Raw genomic sequence first — 21,308 nt, forward strand, 5'->3', positions numbered from 1 at the left:
ATCAGATGGTGACGGCGAAGGTCGACACGCTCGACTGCAGGTCGCCCGCCGCATATTGCAACTGGTGCACCGCCTCGCTGGTGGCTTTTAATGACTCCACCGTTTGCTGGGTGGCGTCGTTGAGCTGCATCATGGTGTCGGAAATCTGCGACGCGCCGATCGCCTGCGACTGCATGCCTTGCAGCACGGCGTCGAACTGCGGCGTGAGTTTCTGCACCTGGTCCATGACGGACGACAGCTGCTCGGCCACTTGCCGCACTTCGCCCACGCTGCGGCGAATTTCTTCCGAGAATTTATCCATGCCCATCACGCTGGCGGACACGGCCGATTGCATTTCCTTGAGCATTTGCTCGATATCCCAGGTGGAGACGGACGTCTGGTCGGCCAGGCGGCGGATTTCCGTCGCCACGACGGAGAACCCGCGGCCCGCCTCGCCCGCCTTTTCCGCCTCGATGGCGGCGTTCAGCGACAGGATGTTGGTCTGGTCGGCCACCTTCGTGATGGTGATCAGCACGCTATTGATATTGCTGGCCTTTTCCGACAGGGCGGCCAGCTTGGCGTTGATGGAATCGGTGGCCGAAACCATGTGCTGCATGGTCGAATCCATGCGCTTGAGGTTGTTCTGCGCTTCGGCCGTCGCATTCGTCGTGTAGTCGGCCACGGCGGTGGCGTCTTCCATGGTTTTGAGCAACTGGCTCGTGTTGGCCGAGATTTCCTTGGTGGTGCTGAGAATTTCCACGCTCGTTTGCGCTTGTTCAATCCCCGTGGCTTCCTGCTGGCGCGCCGAGGCGGCGATTTCCGTGGCGGAGGTCGTCACCTGGATGCCGGCCTTTTGCACATTGTTGAGCAGGCTGCGCAGGTTTTCGAACATCTTCGCCAGACCATTGCCCAGTTGGCCGATGGCATCGCTGCCCGTGATGCCGACCTTGCCCGTCAGGTCGCCCGAGGCTGCCTTGGACACCACTTCCAGCAGGGAATCGACCTTGGCCCGCAAGGTGTTGGTGGCGGCCAATTCGTTGGCCTGGTTGTCCTGGATGGTTTGCGCCATGCGGTTGAACTCTTCCGTTACCTTGCCCAGCTCGTCGCGCGAGAGGATGGCGGCGCGCGCGCCTTGCTCGCCGCCGGCGATGCGCCCGACGGCGTCCGTCAGGCTGTTCAGCGGGCCGAGGATGGCACGGCCCAGCAGATAGGAAATGCCCAGCGCCAGCACCACGCACAGCAGGCCGCCCAGGGCCAGGGTCAACATCATGGTTTCCTGCAATTTTGCCGTGGTGGCCGTGCGTTCGGCCAGCAAGCGGGTTTCCTCGGCGGCCACTTCGTCGAGCAACTTGTTCGCTTGCGCGACAGCCGGGTAGCCGCTTGGCGGCATGGAGCGCGCCACCGCTTCCGTGGCGCCCGGGGCATTGCCCAGCGCGCGGCGCTTCTCGATCAGCGGAGTGATCCATTCCTTGACCCAGGTGGTGGTCAGCTGGTCGATCTTGCGGAAGCGTTCCGACTGCAGCTTGTTGTCGACCGTCATGGCGATGGCTTTTTGCGTGTGTTGGCTCAGCATTGCCGTTTCATCGGTTTCCGGGGTCAGCGAGGCTTCGTTGCCGGTCAGGATGAAACCGCGCGCTTCCACCTGGATTTGCAGGATGGAATTGTGGATCTTGTCGATCTCGACCAGCACTTCCATCGTATGGCGGTCCCATGCATTAGCCTCGGACAGCCGCGAAAAGCTGTTGTAGGCCACGCCCAGCAGGATCAGGATGATGGCCACGATGGAGCCGAAGCCCAGGTACAGTTTATTCTTGATACTCAGGTCTTTGAACATGGTGGCTCCGGAAGCGGGAAGTTTTCGACTAAGAGCGCCTAACAGAACCGTAGCGAGCGGTAGCGAGTTGCGGCTGAGAAGCGCAACTGTGCGCATGCACAGTGAGCATCGCAGGCCGCAAATCGCGCCGCGCAGTAGGTTATGTTAGGTGCTCTAAATTGCACTGTAGCATTTTGCCATGCGGACAGCAAAATGGGGGTGATCCGGGCGCGCGCAGGGCCGTAAATCGCGGACGAGTGCGTTTCAAACGCAAAAAAGCCGCCCGTGGGCGGCTTGAGCTGGCGCGGGAGCAGGTGCCCCCTGGCTAACTAATTACTTCTGGCCCCGTTTTTCGCGGGCGATGGCGGCGATGCGCATGCGCAAGGCGTTCAGCTTGATGAAGCCGCCGGCATCGGCCTGGTTGTAGGCGCCGCCGTCTTCGTCGAAGGTGGCGATGTTCATGTCGAACAGCGAATCCGTCTTCGAATCGCGGGACACAACGATGACATTGCCCTTGTACAGCTTGATGCGTACCCAGCCGTTCACGGTTTCTTGCGTGTGGTCGATCAGGGTTTGCAGGGCAACGCGCTCGGGCGCCCACCAGTAGCCGTTGTAGATCATCGATGCGTAGCGTGGCATCAGGTCATCTTTCAGGTGGGCCACTTCGCGGTCCAGGGTGATCGATTCGATGGCGCGGTGGGCCTTGAGCATGATGGTGCCGCCCGGGGTTTCATAGCAGCCGCGCGACTTCATGCCGACGTAGCGGTTTTCCACCAGGTCCAGGCGTCCCACGCCATGCTTGCCGCCAACCTTGTTCAGTTCGGCCAGCACGGTCGCCGGCGACATGCGCACGCCGTTGATGGCGACGATGTCGCCTTTTTCGTATTCGATGTCCAGGTATTCCGCTTCGTCCGGCGCCTTTTCAGGGCTGACGGTCCAGCGCCACATGGTTTCTTCCGCTTCGGCGCTCGGGTTTTCCAGGTGGCGGCCTTCAAAGCTGATGTGCAGCAAGTTGGCATCCATCGAGTATGGCGCGCCGCCGTTCTTGTGCTTCATGTCGATTTCGATGCCGGCGTCTTCCGCGTACTTCAGCAGTTTTTCGCGCGACAGCAGATCCCACTCGCGCCATGGGGCGATGATCTTCACGCCTGGCTTCAGGGCGTAGGCGCCCAGTTCGAAACGCACCTGGTCGTTGCCCTTGCCGGTCGCGCCGTGCGAGATGGCGTCGGCGCCCGTGGCGTTGGCGATTTCGATCAGGCGCTTGGCGATCAGCGGACGGGCGATCGAGGTGCCCAGCAGGTATTCGCCTTCATACACGGTGTTGGCGCGGAACATCGGGAAGACGAAATCGCGCACGAATTCTTCGCGCACGTCTTCGATATGGATGTTTTCCGGCTTGATGCCGAATTTGATGGCCTTGGCGCGCGCCGGTTCCAGTTCTTCGCCCTGGCCCAGGTCGGCCGTGAAGGTGACGATTTCGCACTGGTAGTTATCTTGCAGCCATTTCAGGATGACGGAGGTGTCGAGTCCGCCGGAATAGGCCAGGACTACTTTTTTAATGTCGCTCATATTGCTTCCAGTTGTCGTTGTCGATGTATGTATTGCGATGCTGCCAGGTTTTTTATGCAGTGCCAGGCGAATTATTCGATTTTACCGAGTAACAGGTATTCGATCAGCGCTTTTTGCACGTGCAAGCGGTTTTCCGCCTCGTCCCACACCACCGATTGCGGGCCGTCGATCACTTCGGCGGCCACTTCCTCGCCGCGGTGGGCGGGCAGGCAGTGCATGAACAGCGCGTCGGGCGCCGCGCGGGCCATCTTCGCGCCATCGACGATCCAGCCGTCGAAGGCGGCGATACGGGCCGCGTTTTCCGCCTCGTAACCCATGCTGGTCCACACGTCCGTGTTGACCAGGTGCGCGCCTTCGCAGGCGTCGGACGGGTTGGCAAAGAAAGTGTAGCGCTCCGTCTTGACTTGCGACAGGTCGATGTCGTAGCCCTTCGGCGTCGATACGTTGACGTGGAAGCCGAACACTTCGGCCGCCTGCAGCCACGAGTACAGCATGTTGTTGGCGTCGCCGATCCAGGCGACGACCTTGCCGGCGATCGAGCCGCGGTGTTCGATGTAGGTGAAGATATCGGCAAAGACCTGGCACGGGTGGTGTTCATTGGTCAGGCCATTGATCACCGGCACGCGCGAATTGGCGGCGAAACGCTCGATGATTTCCTGGCCGAAGGTACGCACCATGATGATGTCGCACATGCGCGACATGACCTGGCCCGCGTCTTCCACCGGCTCGCCGCGGCCCAGCTGGGAGTCGCGCGTGTTCAGGTAGATGGCGGCGCCGCCCAGCTGGTGCATGCCGGCTTCGAACGACAATCGCGTGCGGGTGGAGTTCTTTTCAAAGACCATCACCAGGGTGCGGTCGATCAGCGGATGGTAGATTTCGTAATTCTTGAACTTGCGCTTGATCAGATGGGCGCGTTCGATCACATATTCATACTCTTCCAACGTGAAATCGGAGAACTGGAGGTAGTGCTTGATCGGTTTTTTTGTCGACATAATGACCACTTGAAGATGCGCAGGCCGCCGGCGGCGTGCCTTTCCCGCCGGGTTGCATCAGCGTACAACATCTCGTCTGATGACTGCCTCGCCCGGCGCGCTGCTGTGTTGATCGGTGCCCGCGCCTGTTTGTCGCGCGGGTCGATGCGGTTTGCCAAGTTGTAAATCATGCAATGGCAGGGACTTCAGCCATTCAATTATAAGGGTTTTGCTTTTAGATTGGAAAGACTGGCCGGACGGGTACTTGTGTAGACAAGTATCCGCGTCCAGCCATGGTCTTGCCGGCATCAATAGATGCTGGCCGGGCTGGCCGCATCGATCTGCGGCGCCACCAGGGGCAAGTCCAGCGTGAAATGCGTGCCGGCGGGGCTGCTGGCCACCTGGATGGTGCCGCCCAGCAGGGCCGTGACGATGTTGTAGCTGATCGACAAACCGAGGCCGCTGCCGCCCTGGCCCAGCTTGGTGGTAAAGAACGGGTCGAAGATGCGCGACAAATGCTGTTCGGCGATGCCGCCGCCATTGTCGGCGAAGACGATCCGCACGCGCGCGCCATCGGGCGTGGCGGACAAACGCATGCAGCCCTTGCCGGCGGCGCCGTCATTGGGCGCGGGAGCGAAGGCGTGCAGCAGGGCGTTGTTGATCAGATTGGTGATCACCTGGCCGAACGGGCCCGGATAGCTGTCCAGCGAGATGCCGAACGCGATATCCGTCTCGATGCGGTGGCCCGAGCTGCGGATGCGGTTCATGACGGTGGCGATGATTTCATTGCTCACCTGCTGCAGGTCGAACTGGCGCCGTTGTTCGGTGGTGCGGTCGACGGCCACCTGCTTGAAGCTGTTGACCAGGTCGGCCGCGCTGTGCAGGCCGCGCATGACCAGCGCCGATGCCTTGCCCGCATCGTCGATGTAGGCGGCCAGGTCCGAGCGGCGCAGGCCGGGACCGTTCATCAGGCGTTCCACGTCTTCCGTCTTTTGCAGCATGGTGCTGGCGATCAGCAGGCTGTTGCCGATCGGGGTGTTGAGTTCATGCGCCACGCCGGCCATCAAGGAACCCAGGGCGGCCAGTTTTTCCTGCGATACCAGTTGCGCCTGGGCGTCTTGCAGTTGCCGGTAGGCGCTGGCATTGTCGAGCGCGATGGCGCCATACGCGCACAGGGTGCGGAAGATCAGGCGTTCGCGTTCGCCGTAGGCATGGGCATGGCAAGCCTGCACCGTCATCACGCCCAGCACGCGTTCGCCCACCGTCAAGGGCACGTACAGCACGCTCTGGTTATGCAGGGTGCCGGGCACGGTGTAGGCGTGGCGCTTGGGCGGCACCTGGTCGATATACACTTCGCGCCGGCCCAGCAGGCAGCGCACGGAATAGGCGCGTGGGTTGCTCAGTGGAATGGCGTTGTCGGACAGGGGTCGGCCTGCCTCCACGCCGTGCGCGCGGCGCAGCGCCGTGCCCGCCGCATCGAGCATGTAGACGGCAAAGGTATTGACTGGGAGCAAGGCATGCACGTGGCGGTCCAGTACCTGGAACACGGCGCTGGCGTCGAGGTGGGTGGTGATTTCCTGGCCGATGGCCGACAGCCGCTCCAGGGTCTCGCTGGTCTGCTGCAATACTTCGGCGCGGCGCGCTTCGGAGGCGGCCAGTTCGCGGTGGTGATAGCCTTCCGAGCGCGCATGTTCCGTCTGGTGGTAAACCTGCATGGCGGTGGCGCGGTTGCTCGCCTGCTGGGTGTGGCTTTTTTCGCGCGCCACGCCCGCATCGAGGGCGATATCGTAGGCGCGCGCATAGTCGCCCGCATGCGCGTACTCGCGCGCCAGCGCATCGAGCAGTTCGCCCGGCGGCACATAGCCTTCGATGGAGTCGGCCACCTGCAGTGCCTGGTGCAGGAAATGCAGGGCGGGATTGCGTTCCTGCATGCCTGCGGGCGGCGGCAAGTCGTGGCGCGCATGCAGCATGGACAAAACGCGCAGCGCCGCCACCTGGTGCATGGCGTCGCCTTGCGCCGTGGCAAGCTGGCAAGCCCGTTCGGCCGCCTGCAGCGCCTCGTCCGGACGGTCCAGGTAGGACAGCGCGTGGGCGCTGCCGCGCTGCGCCATGCTGCGGAAATCGGCCTGGCCCAGCGCTTCGGCGCGCTGCGCCAGCCGGCTGAAGGCGTCGAGCGCCGTGTCGTAGTCGCCCTTGTCCAGGCTCAGTTCGCCCAAGTGGAACAGGGCATTGGCATAGGTGCGCGCGCCCGCCACGGGGGCCAGGATGTGCAGCGCTTCGCGCAGCAGTGTTTCGGCGTCGGCCAGGCGCCCCAGCTTGCGCATGGTTTCGGCCGTATGCGTCTGGCAGGCGCCGATGCTGCGCGGCCAGCCGGTGGGACGCGCCAGGTCCAGCGCGCACTGCATCCATTCGAGGGCCGATTCGTTGTCGTTGAGGCTGGAGAAACAGTCGCCGATATTGATGGCGGCCGTGATCGCGCCGCGCAGCTGGCCGCTTTCCAGGGCCGCCTCATAGCTTTGCATGTAGTGGCCGGCGGCCGTGCCCAGGTCGCGCGACGTGTGCGCCAGCAAGCCGCGAAAGTCGTGCACCCAGGCGGCCAGCGGCGCGGGCAGCTTGCCGCTGGCGCCGTCGGTCTGGAAGTGGCCGCCCCATCGGACCTGGGCGGCCGGCGCGTCGTGCAAGACGGCCCAGCGCGCCGTGGCCGCGTCGGCCAGGCCGGCGCGCATCGCATCGCCGGCGCTACGCGCTTGCTGCGCCGCGGCCAGCAGTTCGGCGTCGCAGCGGGCATGGTCGCCCCGGTCGACGGCGATCGAGGACAGCAGCCAGTGGGCGTCGGCGCAGCCGGCGCCGTCGCCGTGTACTTCGCAGGTGGCGCGCGCCGCCAGGGCCAGGCTTTCGGCCGCATCGAGTGCGCCTTGCAGCCATGCCACTTCCGCCTGCACCAGTTGCAGACGCGCTTGGGCGCGGGCCAAGGCGGGTGGCGACAGTTGGACGTGGGGCAACAAGGCTGCCGCTTCGGCTGCATGGTGCAGAGCCTGTGCGCAGTTGCGCTGGCGCAAATGCCATGCCAGCAACAGCAGCAGCGGTACGCGCCCGGTGCCGCGCAACGGCAGCAATGCGCTTTCCCACTGCGCTACGTCATGTTCGAGCGCGAACATTTCCATTCAAGCATTCTCCCCGCAAACAGTGGCGCCAGCCTGCGACCGCACAGGCCATGCGTCATCGCATTGTAAGCTGCATTCAGGGGAATTGTTCAGTCCGCAGGGCAGAATTGTGCGTCCCGCCCGGCCGCCACGACAGGGCGTTTCTCCGGCCGTGCTACGGCCGGCCGCAGGCGTCTAGCGTGACACGAGGCGGATGCGGGCGCTGCCGTCCATGGTGCTGGCGCTGCGCATGTCGGCAGGCATGCGCAAGCCGGGCAGGAACTGGGCGTCGTCGATCACCACGCGCTCGCCCGTATTGCTGAAAACGAAGGTCGAGCCCTTTTTGCTGACAAACTGGCCCGGCCCGGTGGGATAGATTTCCACGCTGGGCTTTGCATGCAATTCCCTGTCGTCGATCAGGCGGCCAAAGAAATGGGTGTCCTGCTGCTGGACTTCCAGCCGTTGTCCATTCGACAGACGGTATTGCTGCTCGATGTCTAAGGCTTCCTGTGCCGTGACGTGATAGTAGGTGCCAGAGGTGACGCGCACGCTGTCTGCGGCTTGCGGCGTCATCGCGGTTTGGGCCTGGGCTGTGCCGCCGGCAAGGGCAAAGATAGCGACGAGGAGGGGGAGTAAGCGTTTGGTCAGCATGACATTCACCTTCGATCAGGATGGCAGGATGGAGAGTAGTTAGATCGTGTGGTCGCTGGCGGGTTTCCGGCAGCGACTGGTGTCAAGTTAGCAAACGCGCCTGGCCATCGCCAGCGGCAGGCGACGGGCGGCAGGTTTGACGCGCTGAAATGCCTAAAACGGCGGATGAACGGTTTTGGGATTAAAGTCGAAAAGCAAGCTCGGCCGCAAAATTAAATTTTGCCGGCCGAGGTTTTGTTGTGGCTTTATTCGTGCTGCGGCATTTGCTTAATACAGCGTCTGCGCCGATTCGTGCAGCAGCTGGCCATACAGGGTATGGCGCATCTTGGCGATCTTGCCTTCCGACAAGGCTTGCAGGATGGCGCATTGCGGCTCGATCAGGTGGCGGCAGTTATAGAACTTGCAGCCGCCCAGGTAGGGCTGGAACTCGCGGAAAGCCCGCTCGAGCATGCCTTCGGACAGGTGATACAGACCGAATTCCTGGAAGCCGGGCGAGTCGATGATGGAACTGTTGGCGCCCAGTTCATCGAGCTTGTACAGCCGCGTAAAGGTCGTCGTGTGTTTGCCCGTGTCGAGCGCGGCCGAGATTTCGCGCACGGCGATGTCGGCGTCCGGCACCAGCAGGTTGATCAAGGATGACTTGCCCATGCCCGACTGGCCGATCAGGATCGACGACTGGCCCGCCAGCAGCGGCGCCAGGGTGGCCACGGCGTGCTCAGGTTCGGCGCGTGCCGACACTTCATCGACGGGATAGCCCATCGAGGAATACGGCAGCAGGCGCTCGCGGGCCCGTTCCAGCGAAGCGGTCACGTCCGTTTTGTTCAGGATGATGCGCGCCTCGATGCCGGCCGCGTCGGCCGCCACCAGCGAGCGCGAGATCAGGTCGTCGGCAAAGCCCGGTTCCGTCGCCACGACGATGAACAGCTGCGTCAAATTGGCGGCCAGCAGCTTCGATTTGTACTGATCCGAGCGGTACAGCAGGGTCTTGCGTTCCTCGATGCGGTCGATGACGGCCTGGTCGTTCGAGGTGCGCGTCAGGTGCACGATGTCGCCCACGGCCACATTGGTTTTCTTGCCGCGCGTTACGCATTGCAGCTTGGCGCCGTCCACGTCGGCCAGGTAATGGCGGCCGTGGGCGGCAATGATGACGCCCGTCAACTTGCCTTCGCTCATGGGGCCACCTGGCTGCTCTGGTAAATGAGGTCGGCCTTGGCGGCGCAGATGAAGTCGTTTTCGGACAGGCCGCCGGCGCCCTGGTTGACCGAGTGCGTGTCGTAGCGCACGGCGCAGGTTTTGTAAGTAATGATGAGCTCCGGATGGTGGTCTTGCGTATGGGTCATATAGGCCAGGGCGTTCACGAACGCCAGGGTCTGGTAGTAATTCTTGAAGCCGAAGTCACGGCACAGCTTGCCATTTTGTACTGTCCATTGCGGCAGCAGCGCGTGCAGGGTGGCGACGCCGGTGTCGCCCAGCGCGTGCTGGCGCGGCGCGCAGGACAGTTGGGCCAGCTCTTGCAGTGTGGATGGCGTATTCATGTCGTAGCCCCTTTCAGGTGGCGGATGCGCACGCTGGCCGGCGGGTGGCTATCGTAAAAGGCCGAGTGCAGCGGGTCGGGCGTCAGGGTCGACGCATTGTCTTCATACATTTTCACGAGGGCCGAGACCAGGTCGTCCGCCTGCGTGTGCGTGGCGGCAAAGGCGTCGGCTTCGAATTCGTGCTTGCGCGAGCTGAGCGAGGTCAACGGTCCCAGCAGGAAGGTAAAGACGGGCAAGGCCAGCATGAACAGCAGCAGGGCCAGCGCGTCCGTCGGCTGGCCCGTCAATGCCAGCGCGACAGGGTCGACGCCCAGGCCCGCATAGAACCATGGCTGCGTTTTCAGGAAGCCCAGCAGCGCCAGAAAGCCCAGCGAGATGACGAACATCATGGCGATGCGCTTGACGATGTGCTTGAGCTTGAAGTGGCCCAGTTCATGCGCCAGCACGGCCTCGATCTCCTGCGGCGCCAGGCGCGACAGCAGGGTGTCGAAGAAGACGATGCGCTTGTTGGCGCCAAAACCCGAGAAATACGCATTGCCGTGGGCGCTGCGCTTCGAGCCGTCCATGACGAACAAGCCTTTCGAAGCGAAACCGACGCGCTGCATCAAGCCTTCGATGCGGCTTTTCAGCGCTTCGTCGGCCAGCGGCGTGAATTTGTTGAACAGCGGGGCGATGACGGTCGGGAACAGCACCATCATCAGCAGCTGGAAGCCGCTCCAGACGAACCACGCGTACAGCCACCACAGGCCGCCACTTTTCGCCATCAGGGTCAGCACGACCCAGATCAGCGGCAAGCCGATGGCCGCGCCCAGGCCCACGCCCTTGAGCATGTCGGTGAAAAACAGCTTGCGCGCCATGGTGTTGAAGCCGAAACGTTGTTCCAGCACAAACTGGCGGTAATAGTCGAAGGGCAGGTCGATCAGGCCGGAAATGACGGCAAAGGCGGCGATCAGACCGATCTGGTACAGCATGGGCGAACCGGCGCCCATCCATTCATTCAGGTGCAGCGCCAGCCATTGCAGGCCGCCCAGCAAGGTGAAACCGATCAGCACGGCGTAGTTGACCAGCAAGGTCAGCAGGCCGAACTTGGTCTTGGCCACCGTGTAGTCGGCCGCCTTCTGGTGCGCGGCCAGCGGGATTTTTTCCGCGAATTCGGGCGGGACTGCCGCGCGGTGCGCCAGCACGTGGCGGATCTGCCGCGAAGCGAGCCAGAAGCGCACGGCCAGGGTCAAAACGAGGATGGATACAAACAAAATCGAAAACGCGAGTGAATACATTCTGTGCCTGTGAGAAAATGGCTGATTATTTAGTTTGATTAGGCCAAGAGAGAATTATGTCACAAGCGACCGACTTAACCGCATCCACCCCCGCACCCGCCGTGCCAGCACGTCCCAACGAGATGAACCTGGTCTGGGTCGACATGGAAATGACGGGCCTGGAGCCTGATACCGACCGCATCATCGAGGTGGCGGTGGTGGTGACGGACATGCACTTGAACCTGCTGGCCGAAGGCCCCGTGTTCGTGATTCACCAGTCGGATGAAACCCTGAACAAGATGGACGCCTGGAACAAGGGCACGCACGGCCGCTCGGGCCTGATCGACAAGGTGAAAGCGTCGACCGTGACGGAAGCCCAGGCGGAAGCGGAACTGATCGCGTTCCTGAAGAAATACGTGCCTGCTGGCAAGTCGCCCATGTGCGGCAACACCATCGGCCAGGACCGCCGCTTCATGGTGCGCGGCATGCCGAAGCTGGAAGCATTCTTCCACTATCGCAATGTTGACGTATCGACATTGAAAGAGCTGTGCAAGCGCTGGAAGCCGGAAATCGCCACCGGTTTCAAGAAACACCAGAAGCACACGGCGCTGGCCGATATCCTCGAGTCGATCGAAGAATTGAAGTACTACCGCGAGCATTTCATTAAATTGTAATGGGGTTGTCGGCTTAGGCGCTGCGCGCTAAGCCGACCTACGGGGCATTGCAACCTCTGGCGTAGGTCGGGTTAGCGCCTTGGCGCGTAACCCGACACAGCTACGGGGCATTGCAACCGCTGGCGCAGGTCGGGTTAGCGCCTTGGCGCGTAACCCGACACAGCTACGGGGCATTGCAACCGCTGGCGCAGGTCGGCGTAGGTCGGGTTAGCGCCTTGGCGCGTAACCCGACACAGCCGCCTCAAAGGCAAGGCTGTGCCAAACCCCATCCTCACCCCGCCACTCCAGCGCAAACGCTCCCGTTTGCCGCAAGTCCGTAATCCAGCGCACTTCGCCAGGCTGGCGGTAGTATTCCGCGCACTGGCCGAACCCCTGTTCCAGCCGGCAAATCACCAATCCTTCGCCCGCCACGGCGCACCATTGCTCATGGTCATCGATCAAGGCCACGGCCGGGTCGCCATAGAATTCGCCCAGGCTGGCGTGACGCCCATCGGCGGCCGTCACCCTGGCATGTTCGTATTCGTGCTGGACAATATAGTCGGCGCTGCGCGCCAGTTCGTGTGTCGTCATGCTGTCTCCACGGTAGGCCAGACGGTTTCCTGGTCGGCGCGCGCTTCGGCGATCAGCCATTCGCAAAACGCGTGCACGAGGGGCCGCGTTTCCGCCTGGGGCGAACGCAGCAGATAATAGCAGTGGGGGCCGCGCACCGCGTGTTCGAACACGCGCACCAGGCGGCCCGAGCGCAGGTCGTCGCCGATCAGGGGACTGGCGGCAATGGCCACGCCCTGGCCGCTGGCGGCTGCGTCCAGGCATAGATACGTGTGCGAAAAGCGCGCGCCGCTGTTGCCGCTATTGCCGCTGTAATGCACGCCGCAGCTGTGCAGCCAGCGCGTCCAGTCGATTTCGCCGGGCAGGTGCACTTCCGGCTCGTCGTGCAGCAGCGGATAGCGCAGCAGGTCGGCCGGCTGGCGCAGGCTGGCCGCGTTGGCGCGGAAACCGGGGCTGCAGACGGCGGAAAACCATTCTTCCATCAATAAATCCACTTTGAGGCCCGGATAGCGGCCTGGTCCCAGGCGGATGGCCACGTCCACGCCATCGCGCGCCAGGTCGACCGGGTGCATGGACGCCAGCACGCGCAGTTCGATCTGCGGGTAGCGGTCGCGCAGCCGGCCCAGGCGCGGCATCAGCCAGCGCGAGACGAGCGAGCTGGTGGCCGTCACCGTGACGACCTTGTCGTCGCCCTGGCGCCGCGCCTGCTCGGAGACGTCGGCCAGCTGGTTGAGTATCGGCCCCAGCGAAGCCGCATAGCGCTGGCCGGCGCTGGTGAGCACCACGCCGCGCGGCAGACGCTGGAACAGCACGATGCCGAGCCACGCTTCCAGCTGTTTGACGTGGTGGCCGATGGCGCCGGCCGAGACGTGCAATTCTTCGCCCGCGCGCTGGAAACCTTCATGGCGGGCGGCCGCCTCGAAGGCGTGCAGGGCGGCGAGCGGTGGCAAGGGACGTGACATGGCGTTCTTAATAGAATTGAGCCTCAGTAATATTCGGCCTATCCGTGAAGAATATTGGTTTGTTTCATTTTGCGCAAGCGAATATGATGCCGCTCATGCGTGAAACGACCCGCAACAGGATTCACGCATGCATCATCTTCCAGCCTTGCTTGGCATTAATATTTACAACGCTTGGGAAAACCGTCGCGAGCGGCAGTGATTTGTGGCTGAGAAGCGCAACCGTACTTCAGTACGGTGAGCATCGCCGGCCGCAAAGCGCGACGCGCAGCAGGTTTGCCCTGGCGTACTCAAAGAGGTTTAGTCATGTCTGATCGCCGCGCCGTTGCGCTGGTGTTGCTGTCGGCCGCCGGTTTCGGCAGTTCCGCAGTGTTTGCCAAGGCGGCCTATGCGTCCGGGGTCAACCCGTCGACCATGCTGGCCTTGCGTTTCGTCATCGCCGCCATGCTCTTGCTGCCGCTCGTGTGGCTGGGCGGCTGGCGCTTGCCGCGTGGCCGCCTGCTGGCCGGCTACATGCTGATGGGCCTGATGTACACGGCCCAGTCGCAAGGCTATTTCAATGCCCTCATGTATGCCAGTAGCGGCCTGTGCGGCATGCTGCTGTACGTGTATCCCGTTCTGGTCACCATCCTCGCGCTGGCCCTGGGCTGGGAAAAGCTGGACCGGCGCATGCTGGTGCTGATGGCGCTGGCCATTGCCGGCATGGCCATCACCCTGGGCGGCAAGCTGCAGGGCCAGCCCATCGGCATCGCCCTGGCCTTGATGGCGGCCGGCGTGTATGCCGTGTACATCCTGTTTGGCAACAGCCTGTCGAAAAGCCGCGAGAATATTCACCCATTGGCCGCTTGCGTCGTGATTCTGGGCACGGCGGGCCTGTCGAACAGTGCGATTGCCTTGTGGCAAGGCGTGTCCTTGCCGGGCACGGCGACGGGCTGGCTGGCCGTCAGCGCCATCGCCCTGTTCTCGACGGCCATCGCGATCGCCGCCTTCTTTGCCGGCGTGGCGCAGATCGGCGCGGCCAAGGCGTCCATCATTTCCACGTTTGAACCCGTCATCACGATGGCGTTCGGCGTGACCTTGCTGAAGGAATCCGTCAGCGGCACGCAGTTGCTGGGCGGCGCCATGGTGCTGGCCGCCGTGGTCTTGCTGGCGCAGCGGCCCGCGCCCAAGGCGGCGGCCATGCCGGGCGTGCAGGCCAGCGCCTGATCCTGTTTTTCCCGAACTGATCGGTTGTCTCGATCGGTCTCCTTTGCGCCGCGACGGGTTTCCTGTCGCGGCGCTTTTTTTATGCGCGCACAAATAAGACTTGATTGCGAATGATTCTCATTTATAATTAACGTCAATTTCCCCACCACCAGCCAGCCCATGCCAGCCAGTGTTCGCCTTGAAAGGAGACACCGTGTCGAGCACGTTCCCCATTTGCAATATCGAGCTGGTCACCAGTGAATTTGCCCGCCTGCGCCGCGAAAAGAAGGCCCGCCACCGCGACATCGCCGAGGAACTGGGCATAGCCGAAGGCGAGCTGATCGCCGCGCATGCGGGCCTGTCGCTGGCCGATGGCGCCTTGCTGGGCGCCGAGCGCCTGCAGGCCGACTGGCCCGCCATCGTCGCCGCGCTGGAGCCGCTGGGCGAAGTCATGGCGCTGACGCGCAACGCCTCGTGCGTGCATGAAAAGACGGGCGTCTACCGCAAGGCCAGCCACAACAACCACGTGGGCCTGGTGCTCGGTGGCGACATCGACCTGCGCGTGTTTTACCGCCAGTGGGCGCATGGCTTTGCCGTTCGCGAGATGGGCGAGCACGAGGTGCAGCGCAGCCTGCAATTTTTCGATGCGGCCGGCCACGCCGTGCACAAGATTTTCCTCAAGCCGCAAAGCGACCTGGCCGCCTACGACGCGCTGGTGACGCGCTTTGCCGACACGGACCAGGCGGCCGGCATCGCCGTGACGGCGCCGGCGCCGTCGCCGGCCGAACTGCCCGATGCGCAGATCGACGTGGCCGGCTTTCGCGCCGCCTGGGCCGACTTGCGCGACACGCATGAATTTTTCACCGTGCTGAAAAAATATGCGGTCTCGCGCCTGCAGGGCCTGCGCCTGGCCGAAGCGCGCTTCGTGCAGCAGATCGACAAATCCTGCGTGCTCGACCTGCTCAACGATGCCGCGCTGGAAAAGGTGTCCATCATGGCCTTCGTCGGCAATGCGGGCATGATCCAGATCCACTCGGGCCCCGTGCACAAGATCGCCGTGATGGGGCCGTGGATCAATGTGCTCGACCAGCGCTTCAACCTGCATTTGCGCGAAGACCATATCGCCAGCGCCTGGGTGGTGAAAAAGCCGACCGTTGACGGCCTGGTGACGTCCGTGGAACTGTTCGATGCGAAGGGCGACACCATCGTCATGTTCTTCGGCGAACGCAAGCCGGGCGTGCATGAATTGTGCGAATGGCGCCATATCGTCGACAGGGTGGCGCGGGAGGGCGAACTATGCGCCGCATGATCGCCGCCAGCGTGGCGCGCCGCATCGCGCTGAAAAAAATGGGGGCGGGAGCATTGGCCCTGGCCGCGCCGATGCAGGTGCTGGCGGCAGTGACCGACGCGGGCAAGCCGCTGGCCAAGGCGCGGCGCATCGTCAGCGTGGGCGGCGCGCTGACGGAAATCGTCTACGCGCTCGAGGCGCAGGGCGAACTGGTGGGCGTCGATACGACCTCGCTGTATCCGGCCGTGGCGCAGCAGCTGCCGCAGGTGGGCTATGCGCGCACCCTGTCGGCCGAGGGCGTGCTGTCGCTGGCGCCCACGCAGCTGATCGCCACCGAGGAAGCGGGGCCGCAAGCGGTGCTGCGCCAGGTGCGCGAGGCGGGCGTGCCGGTGGCGGTGCTCAGCGCGAACAACCAATTCGAAGGCTTGCTCGAACGCGTAAAGCAGGTGGGCAGGATCACGGGACGTGCCGACCCCGCCGCGCGCCTGGCGCAAAGCCTGCAGCAGCAGTGGAGCGGCGCCCTGGCCAAGGTGCAGCAGCGCCAGCATGCGCCCGTACGCGTGCTGTTCATCCTCGCCCATGCGCCGAACCAGGTGATGGTGGGCGGGCGCGAGACGGGCGCCGATGCCATGCTCGCGTATGCGGGCGCCGTCAACGTGATGGGCGGGCAGGGCGGATTCGCCGGCTACAAACCGCTGACGCCTGAAGCCGTGATCGCCGCGCGGCCCGACATCGTGCTCGTCACCGACCAGGGCTTGAAAGCTTCGGGCGGCGTGGACGGCATCTTGAAACTGCCAGGCCTGGCGCAGACGCCGGCCGGGCGCAAGCACCGCATCGTCTCGCAGGAAGCCATGCTGCTGCTGGGCTTTGGCCCGCGCATGCCGCAGGCGCTGGCGGAACTCGACGCCGCTTTCGCCAAAGCCATGGCCGCATGAACGTGGCCTCCCTGGTCTCCGCCGCGCCCTGGCGCTGGCCACGCTGGGGCGCCGGCGGGCTGCTCGCCGCCGCACTGGCTGGCGGCTTGCTCGTCGCCGTGCAGGCGGGCGCCGTGCCCGTGACCCTGGCCGACTGGCTGGCGCCGTTTCAAGCGGGCGACGCGGCGCTGTCCGGCGGCGCGTACGTGCTGTGGCATATCCGTTTGCCGCGCGCGCTGTTCGCCGCCCTGATCGGCGCCGCGCTGGCGCTGGCCGGCGGCCTGACGCAAGGGCTGTTCCGCAATCCGCTGGCCGACCCGGGACTGCTGGGCGTGAGCAGCGGCGCCGCCTGCGCGGGCGCGGCCACCATCGTTTTCACGGCCAGCCTGCACGTGGCGCCCGAACTGCGCGTGTGGCTGCTGCCTGCCGCCGCGTTTGCCGGCGCCATGCTCATTTGCGTGCTGCTCGACCGGGTCGCCCGCTGGGCCACGCCCGGTTCCATCGTCGGCCTGCTGCTGACGGGCGTGGCGCTGAACGCCATCACGGTGGCCGTCATGGGCCTGTGCATCTACCTGGCCAGCGACGATCAATTGCGCACCCTGACTTTCTGGACGTTAGGCTCGCTGTCGGCCGGCAGCTGGCGCCAGGTGGCTGCCCTGCTGCTGGTGCTGGCGGCCGCGCTGTGGGCCACGCGCTTCCTGATGCGCTCCCTGAACGCGCTGGCGCTGGGCGAGGCGCAGGCGCTGCACGTGGGCGTCGACGTGGGCCGCCTGCGCACGCAGGTGATCGTGCTGGTGGCCGTGCTGACGGGGTTTGCCGTCGCCTGGTGCGGCGGCATCGGCTTCATCGGCCTGATCGCGCCGCACCTGGTGCGCACCTGGCTGGGCGCCGACCAGCGCAAGGTGCTGCCGCTGGCGATGCTGATGGGCGCCTTGCTGCTGCTGTTGGCCGACACCCTGGCGCGCACGGTCGCCATTCCCGCAGAAGTCCCCGTCGGCATTTTCACGGCCTTGCTGGGCGGGCCATTTTTCCTGATGCTGTTGCGGCGCTTCCGCCACGGCACCGCCTGAAAGGATGCGCATGACGCCCCTGCTGGAACTCTCTTTCGCCACCACGCAACTGGGCCAGCAGTATTTCGGCCCGTTCAATCTGCAGGTGGCACCCGGCGAGCGCGTCGCCATCCTCGGCCCCAGCGGCGCGGGCAAGTCGACCCTGTTGAAACTGATGGCGCGTGAACTGCATCCGCAGTCGGGCCAGGTGGTCTTCGCCGGCCGGCCGCTGGCGCAGTGGCCGCTGGCGGAACTGGCCCTGCGCCGCGCCGTCCTGCCGCAAGGTTCGACCGTGGCTTTCGGCTTGCCGTGCGAACTGGTGATCGGCCTGGGGCGGGTGGCGCGCCTGGCCGACCCGCAGCTGGGACGGATCGTGCAGGACGCGGCCGCCCTGGCGCACGCCGCGCATCTGCTGGGGCGGCGCCTGGACACCCTGTCCGGCGGCGAGCAGGCCAGGGTGCAGCTGGCGCGCATCTTCGCGCAGATGTGGGATGTGCAGGATGGCTTGATACTCGTCGACGAACCGCTGGCGGCGCTCGATCCCGGCCTGCAATTCGATTTGCTCGACAGCCTGCGGCAGTTTTGCGCCGCGCGCGGCCACGCCGTCGTCGCCATCCTGCACGACATCAACCACGCCTTGCTGGGCTTCGAGCGCTTGCTGCTGGTGCGTTCGGGCCAGCTGGTGGCGGATATCGCCAGCGATGCCGGCGCCGTGCCCGCGCTGGCCGCGCTATATGGCATCGCCCTGACGACGGCGACCAGCAGCGACGGCCACGTGTGCGTCATCCCTGCGAGAAGCGCGGTGCGCAGGGCCGCCTGATCGATCCATTTACCAGACGTCCGCCGCGCGCGGCCGCGCCATCTGGCCGCTGCCCAGCAGCCAGACCATCAGGGCATCGGCCTGTTCGCGCGTGGCCGTCACCTCCTGCACGATGCCGAACGCTTTCATGGCGCCGGCCGCCAGCGCCTGCAGACGCGCGCGCTGCTCCGCGTCCGCCTCGACCGATACGAGGCCGCGGCAAAGGGCGGCCAGCGCCACCTTGTTATGCTTGAGCCACAGGCCGCGCCGCTTGCGGTCGATGTGCGCTTCATCGCTGCGTTCCGCTTCAAACAGCAGGACGAACGGCTCGCCATGGCGCAGCAGGGCGTCCATGTCGTTTTCCCACAGCGGGGCATAGCCGTCGACGGCCGTTTCAGGGCGAAAGCGCACGATGGGAAAGTCGCTGACGTCGTGGATGGAGAAATGGGCGGGATTCGGTTTCATGGCGTGCTTCCTTGCGAGGTGGTTGAAAATGCTTGCCAGCCGCCGCCCAGCGCCTTGTAGACCTGGACCAGCGACAGCGAGGCGGTGGCGCGGCTGTCGACCAGCGCCGCTTCGTTGTTCAATAAGGTGTTTTGCACGTGCAGCACGTTGATCAAGTCCGTGCCGCCCTGGCGGTACCGCAGTTCCGCGCTGCCCAGCGCCCGCCGTCCCTGCCTGACGGCTTCATCGAGGCTGGCCTGGCGGCGGGCGTTGGCCTGGTAGCCAGAGAGCGCGTCTTCCACTTCGTGCCAGGCGGCCAGCACCGTCTGGCGGTAGGCGATGGCCGCTTCCTGCTGCTGCGCCTCGCGCAATTGCAGTTTGCCGCGCAGGCGGCCGCCATCGAACAGGGGCACGCTGAAACCGGGGCCGAAGGCAAAGCGTTTGGCGTCCCAGCCGATGTCGGACAGCTGCATCGCTTGCAGGCCGATGCTGCCCGACAGCGTGATGCGCGGATAAAAATCGCCTTGCGCTACGCCGATGGCGGCCGTGGCCGCGTGCAGCTGCGTTTCGGCACGGCGGATGTCGGGACGCCGCTCGGCCAGGCCGCTCGGCACGCCCAGTTGCACCTGCATGGCCACGGCCGGAATGTCCTTGCCCGCCGCCAGTTCCGCCTGCAAGGCTTGCGGCGGCAGCGCCAGCAAGAGGGCGAGGGCGTTGCCCAGGCGCGCTTCGCGCTGCTGCAGCGGCGGCAGGCGTGCTTCGATGGTGGCCACGTGGGCCGCCGCCTCGGCTTCGTCGAGTTGCGTCGCCACGCCTTCGCGCAGGCGGATGCGGGTCAGGTCCAGGGTATGGCGGGCGATATCGAGCAGCTGCTGCGTGATGGCCAGCGTCTGCTGCGCGCCGCGCAGCTCGATGTAGTCGCGCGCCGTCTCGGCCAGTACGGCCAGCAGCACGCCGCGCTGCGTTTCCAGCGCCACGTCGACGTGCGCGTCAGCCGCTTCCACTTCACGGCGCACGCGGCCCCACAGGTCCAGCTCCCAGGCGGCGTCGAGGTTGCCTTGCCACAGGTTGTAGGCTGACTGGCCGTTGTTGCGCGACGGGTCGCTCAAGCCCTGCTCGCTGTTGCGCGCGCGGCCGTAGCTGCCATTTGCGCCCAGGGACGGGCCTTGCGCGGCACCGGCCACGCCGCGCGCGGCGCGGCTTTGTTCCAGCCGGCTGCCGGCCGCCAGCACGTCGAGGTTGGCGCCGGCGGCGCGCTGCAGCAGGGAAGACAGGGTGGCATCGCCGAAGCCGTCCCACCAGCGTTGCTCGATGGCGGCGTCCTGCTGGGCGGCGAAACGGGCATCCTGCGCCTGGCGCCATTGCTGCCCCAGCTCGTGGTGCGGAGGCTGGAAGTCGCTGCCGACGCTGGCGCAGCCGGCCAGGCCCAGGGCCGTGAAAATGATCAGTGCTTTCATCGCGCGCTCACCTGTTGCAGCAGTTGACGGCGCATGGCCGCAGCTGTACTAATGCGCACTTCGGCCGACATGCCCACGCGCAGGCGGCTGCCGTCATCCTGGCCCGGATCGAGCGCGATCCTGACGGGGATGCGCTGCACCACCTTGGTGAAGTTGCCGGTGGCGTTTTCCGGCGCGATGGCGGCAAAGGTCGCGCCCGTGGCGGGCGCGATGCTGTGCACCGTGCCGCGCAGGAGCATGCCCGGATAGGCGTCGACGGCGATGCTGGCGCGCTGGCCCTGGCGCACGTGCGTGAGCTGGGTTTCCTGCAGGTTGGCGATGACGAAGCTGCGGTTCAGGGGCACCACGGCCATCAGGCTGGCGCCGGGCGCCACCAGGGCGCCGACGCGCACGGCGCGGCGTCCCACGATGCCGTCGATGGGGGCGCGCAGCTGCGTATGCGACAAATCAAGTTCGGCCCGCTGCAGGCTGGCGCGGGCGCGCAGCAGGGCCGCTTCGGCCGCGCCTTGCTGCGCCTGTAAAATGTCCGTCTGCTTGCGGGTGGCGACGAGGGCGGCGCGGTTTTGCGCCAGGCGCGCCCGGCTCACGTCGAAGCGCGATTGCGCCTGCTGCGCGTTCTGCACGCTGCCCGCGCCCTGGCCTGCCAGGTGCGTTGAGCGGGCCAGTTCCTGCTGCGCCAGCTTGTCTTCCGCCTGGTTGGCGTCGACCAGGGTCGTGGCTTGCTCGATCACCGATTGCTGGCGCTGCAAGGTGGCGCGGGCATTGGCCAGCTGCGCTTCGGCGCCGGCTACCTCGGCGCGGGCCGAGGCGGCGGCGGCCTGATAGTCGCGGTCGTCGATGCGCGCCAGCAGCTGACCCGCCTTGACAGTCTGGTTGTCTTCCACCAGCACTTCCCGCACGATGCCGCCCACCTTGGGGGAGAGCACGGTGTAGTCGGCGCTGACGAAGGCGTCGTCGGTGCCTTGTTCGTCGCCGCGGGCGAACAGTAGTTGCCAGGCGCAAAAGGCGAGGGCGCAGGCCAGCAGGGCCAGGCCGAGAAGAAATGCGCGTGAGCGCAGTATGGTTGTTTGCAT

19 protein-coding genes are annotated in these 21,308 nt (G+C 65.0%); 6 read left to right on the top strand and 13 right to left on the bottom strand.

Annotated features, from left to right (window positions below; all coding sequences use genetic code 11):
* Position 1: 1 nt before the first annotated feature.
* The 8 genes from AC3RCG_RS08795 to AC3RCG_RS08830 form a co-directional block, all read right to left on the bottom strand.
* The gene (locus AC3RCG_RS08795) at positions 2-1,813 is read right to left on the bottom strand and encodes a methyl-accepting chemotaxis protein (RefSeq protein WP_121668798.1); all 1,812 of its coding nucleotides are present in this window, start codon (positions 1,811-1,813) and stop codon (positions 2-4) included.
* A 312-nt stretch (positions 1,814-2,125) separates the two neighbouring features.
* A complete protein-coding gene (locus AC3RCG_RS08800; RefSeq protein WP_034759383.1) occupies positions 2,126-3,361 on the bottom strand; it encodes an argininosuccinate synthase in 1,236 nt (411 codons plus the stop codon).
* 71 nt (positions 3,362-3,432) lie between these two features.
* Positions 3,433-4,353: an ornithine carbamoyltransferase gene (gene argF / locus AC3RCG_RS08805; protein ID WP_070220082.1), complete on the bottom strand. Its 921-nt coding sequence runs from the start codon at positions 4,351-4,353 to the stop codon at positions 3,433-3,435.
* Positions 4,354-4,640: 287 nt separating this feature from the next.
* Entirely contained in the window at positions 4,641-7,490 is a 2,850-nt protein-coding gene (locus tag AC3RCG_RS08810; protein WP_256267223.1) for an ATP-binding protein, read from the bottom strand.
* A 180-nt stretch (positions 7,491-7,670) separates the two neighbouring features.
* Positions 7,671-8,126: a hypothetical protein gene (locus tag AC3RCG_RS08815; RefSeq protein WP_070220085.1), complete on the bottom strand. Its 456-nt coding sequence runs from the start codon at positions 8,124-8,126 to the stop codon at positions 7,671-7,673.
* 267 nt (positions 8,127-8,393) lie between these two features.
* Positions 8,394-9,299, bottom strand: a complete 906-nt coding sequence (rsgA, locus tag AC3RCG_RS08820) for a ribosome small subunit-dependent GTPase A (RefSeq protein ID WP_034785059.1) — start codon at positions 9,297-9,299, stop codon at positions 8,394-8,396.
* Positions 9,296-9,661: a 4a-hydroxytetrahydrobiopterin dehydratase gene (locus AC3RCG_RS08825; protein WP_070220087.1), complete on the bottom strand. Its 366-nt coding sequence runs from the start codon at positions 9,659-9,661 to the stop codon at positions 9,296-9,298. Before AC3RCG_RS08825 ends, rsgA begins: the two co-directional genes overlap by 4 nt.
* The gene (locus tag AC3RCG_RS08830; RefSeq protein WP_492405361.1) at positions 9,658-10,938 is read right to left on the bottom strand and encodes a M48 family metallopeptidase; all 1,281 of its coding nucleotides are present in this window, start codon (positions 10,936-10,938) and stop codon (positions 9,658-9,660) included. Before AC3RCG_RS08830 ends, AC3RCG_RS08825 begins: the two co-directional genes overlap by 4 nt.
* Positions 10,939-10,994: 56 nt before the next feature.
* On the opposite strand from AC3RCG_RS08830, the gene orn reads away from it, so the two are divergent.
* Positions 10,995-11,591 carry an oligoribonuclease gene (gene orn, locus AC3RCG_RS08835; protein ID WP_170846480.1) on the top strand — a complete coding sequence of 199 codons (597 nt, stop codon included), beginning with the start codon at positions 10,995-10,997 and terminating at the stop codon, positions 11,589-11,591.
* Between the two features lie 207 nt (positions 11,592-11,798).
* Here the strand turns inward: orn and AC3RCG_RS08840 are convergent, their stop codons facing one another.
* Together AC3RCG_RS08840 and gcvA are read right to left on the bottom strand one after the other, a co-directional pair.
* The gene (locus AC3RCG_RS08840; RefSeq protein WP_409026928.1) at positions 11,799-12,161 is read right to left on the bottom strand and encodes a hypothetical protein; all 363 of its coding nucleotides are present in this window, start codon (positions 12,159-12,161) and stop codon (positions 11,799-11,801) included.
* A complete protein-coding gene (gene gcvA, locus AC3RCG_RS08845; protein ID WP_070220093.1) occupies positions 12,158-13,102 on the bottom strand; it encodes a transcriptional regulator GcvA in 945 nt (314 codons plus the stop codon). Before gcvA ends, AC3RCG_RS08840 begins: the two co-directional genes overlap by 4 nt.
* Positions 13,103-13,405: 303 nt before the next feature.
* On the opposite strand from gcvA, the gene AC3RCG_RS08850 reads away from it, so the two are divergent.
* The 5 genes from AC3RCG_RS08850 (at position 13,406) to AC3RCG_RS08870 (ending at position 18,355) form a co-directional block, all read left to right on the top strand.
* Positions 13,406-14,305: a DMT family transporter gene (locus tag AC3RCG_RS08850; RefSeq protein ID WP_070290640.1), complete on the top strand. Its 900-nt coding sequence runs from the start codon at positions 13,406-13,408 to the stop codon at positions 14,303-14,305.
* A gap of 193 nt (positions 14,306-14,498) precedes the next feature.
* On the top strand, positions 14,499-15,593 hold the full coding sequence (locus AC3RCG_RS08855; RefSeq protein WP_492405358.1) for a hemin-degrading factor: 1,095 nt from the start codon (positions 14,499-14,501) through the stop codon (positions 15,591-15,593).
* The gene (locus AC3RCG_RS08860; protein WP_492405356.1) at positions 15,581-16,507 is read left to right on the top strand and encodes a heme/hemin ABC transporter substrate-binding protein; all 927 of its coding nucleotides are present in this window, start codon (positions 15,581-15,583) and stop codon (positions 16,505-16,507) included. Before AC3RCG_RS08855 ends, AC3RCG_RS08860 begins: the two co-directional genes overlap by 13 nt.
* Positions 16,504-17,556 (top strand): FecCD family ABC transporter permease, encoded by a 1,053-nt coding sequence (locus tag AC3RCG_RS08865; RefSeq protein ID WP_492405354.1) that lies wholly within the window; start codon positions 16,504-16,506, stop codon positions 17,554-17,556. Before AC3RCG_RS08860 ends, AC3RCG_RS08865 begins: the two co-directional genes overlap by 4 nt.
* A 10-nt stretch (positions 17,557-17,566) precedes the next feature.
* Positions 17,567-18,355 carry an ATP-binding cassette domain-containing protein gene (locus tag AC3RCG_RS08870; protein ID WP_492405352.1) on the top strand — a complete coding sequence of 263 codons (789 nt, stop codon included), beginning with the start codon at positions 17,567-17,569 and terminating at the stop codon, positions 18,353-18,355.
* A 9-nt stretch (positions 18,356-18,364) separates the two neighbouring features.
* On the opposite strand, the gene AC3RCG_RS08875 is transcribed toward AC3RCG_RS08870, so the two are convergent.
* The 3 genes from AC3RCG_RS08875 to AC3RCG_RS08885 are packed head-to-tail and all read right to left on the bottom strand — an operon-like array spanning position 18,365 to position 21,308.
* Positions 18,365-18,799, bottom strand: coding sequence for a hypothetical protein (locus AC3RCG_RS08875; RefSeq protein ID WP_070310859.1), 435 nt, complete (start codon positions 18,797-18,799; stop codon positions 18,365-18,367).
* On the bottom strand, positions 18,796-20,235 hold the full coding sequence (locus tag AC3RCG_RS08880; protein ID WP_121668801.1) for an efflux transporter outer membrane subunit: 1,440 nt from the start codon (positions 20,233-20,235) through the stop codon (positions 18,796-18,798). Before AC3RCG_RS08880 ends, AC3RCG_RS08875 begins: the two co-directional genes overlap by 4 nt.
* Positions 20,232-21,308, bottom strand: coding sequence for an HlyD family secretion protein (locus tag AC3RCG_RS08885; RefSeq protein ID WP_121668802.1), 1,077 nt, complete (start codon positions 21,306-21,308; stop codon positions 20,232-20,234). The genes AC3RCG_RS08880 and AC3RCG_RS08885 overlap by 4 nt, the downstream gene beginning before the upstream one ends.

The sequence above is a fragment of the Janthinobacterium sp. GW823-FHT01H08 genome, from assembly GCF_058797855.1.

Bases quoted from the DNA above. Each gene is read 5' to 3' on its own strand.
- AC3RCG_RS08795 (WP_121668798.1), bottom strand. From the start codon at position 1,813: ATGTTCAAAGACCTGAGTATCAAGAATAAACTGTACCTGGGCTTCGGC.
- AC3RCG_RS08800 (WP_034759383.1), bottom strand. From the start codon at position 3,361: ATGAGCGACATTAAAAAAGTAGTCCTGGCCTATTCCGGCGGACTCGAC.
- argF (WP_070220082.1), bottom strand. From the start codon at position 4,353: ATGTCGACAAAAAAACCGATCAAGCACTACCTCCAGTTCTCCGATTTC.
- AC3RCG_RS08810 (WP_256267223.1), bottom strand. From the start codon at position 7,490: ATGTTCGCGCTCGAACATGACGTAGCGCAGTGGGAAAGCGCATTGCTG.
- AC3RCG_RS08815 (WP_070220085.1), bottom strand. From the start codon at position 8,126: ATGCTGACCAAACGCTTACTCCCCCTCCTCGTCGCTATCTTTGCCCTT.
- rsgA (WP_034785059.1), bottom strand. From the start codon at position 9,299: ATGAGCGAAGGCAAGTTGACGGGCGTCATCATTGCCGCCCACGGCCGC.
- AC3RCG_RS08825 (WP_070220087.1), bottom strand. From the start codon at position 9,661: ATGAATACGCCATCCACACTGCAAGAGCTGGCCCAACTGTCCTGCGCG.
- AC3RCG_RS08830 (WP_492405361.1), bottom strand. From the start codon at position 10,938: ATGTATTCACTCGCGTTTTCGATTTTGTTTGTATCCATCCTCGTTTTG.
- orn (WP_170846480.1), top strand. From the start codon at position 10,995: ATGTCACAAGCGACCGACTTAACCGCATCCACCCCCGCACCCGCCGTG.
- AC3RCG_RS08840 (WP_409026928.1), bottom strand. From the start codon at position 12,161: ATGACGACACACGAACTGGCGCGCAGCGCCGACTATATTGTCCAGCAC.
- gcvA (WP_070220093.1), bottom strand. From the start codon at position 13,102: ATGTCACGTCCCTTGCCACCGCTCGCCGCCCTGCACGCCTTCGAGGCG.
- AC3RCG_RS08850 (WP_070290640.1), top strand. From the start codon at position 13,406: ATGTCTGATCGCCGCGCCGTTGCGCTGGTGTTGCTGTCGGCCGCCGGT.
- AC3RCG_RS08860 (WP_492405356.1), top strand. From the start codon at position 15,581: ATGCGCCGCATGATCGCCGCCAGCGTGGCGCGCCGCATCGCGCTGAAA.
- AC3RCG_RS08865 (WP_492405354.1), top strand. From the start codon at position 16,504: ATGAACGTGGCCTCCCTGGTCTCCGCCGCGCCCTGGCGCTGGCCACGC.
- AC3RCG_RS08870 (WP_492405352.1), top strand. From the start codon at position 17,567: ATGACGCCCCTGCTGGAACTCTCTTTCGCCACCACGCAACTGGGCCAG.
- AC3RCG_RS08875 (WP_070310859.1), bottom strand. From the start codon at position 18,799: ATGAAACCGAATCCCGCCCATTTCTCCATCCACGACGTCAGCGACTTT.
- AC3RCG_RS08880 (WP_121668801.1), bottom strand. From the start codon at position 20,235: ATGAAAGCACTGATCATTTTCACGGCCCTGGGCCTGGCCGGCTGCGCC.
- AC3RCG_RS08885 (WP_121668802.1), bottom strand. From the start codon at position 21,308: ATGCAAACAACCATACTGCGCTCACGCGCATTTCTTCTCGGCCTGGCC.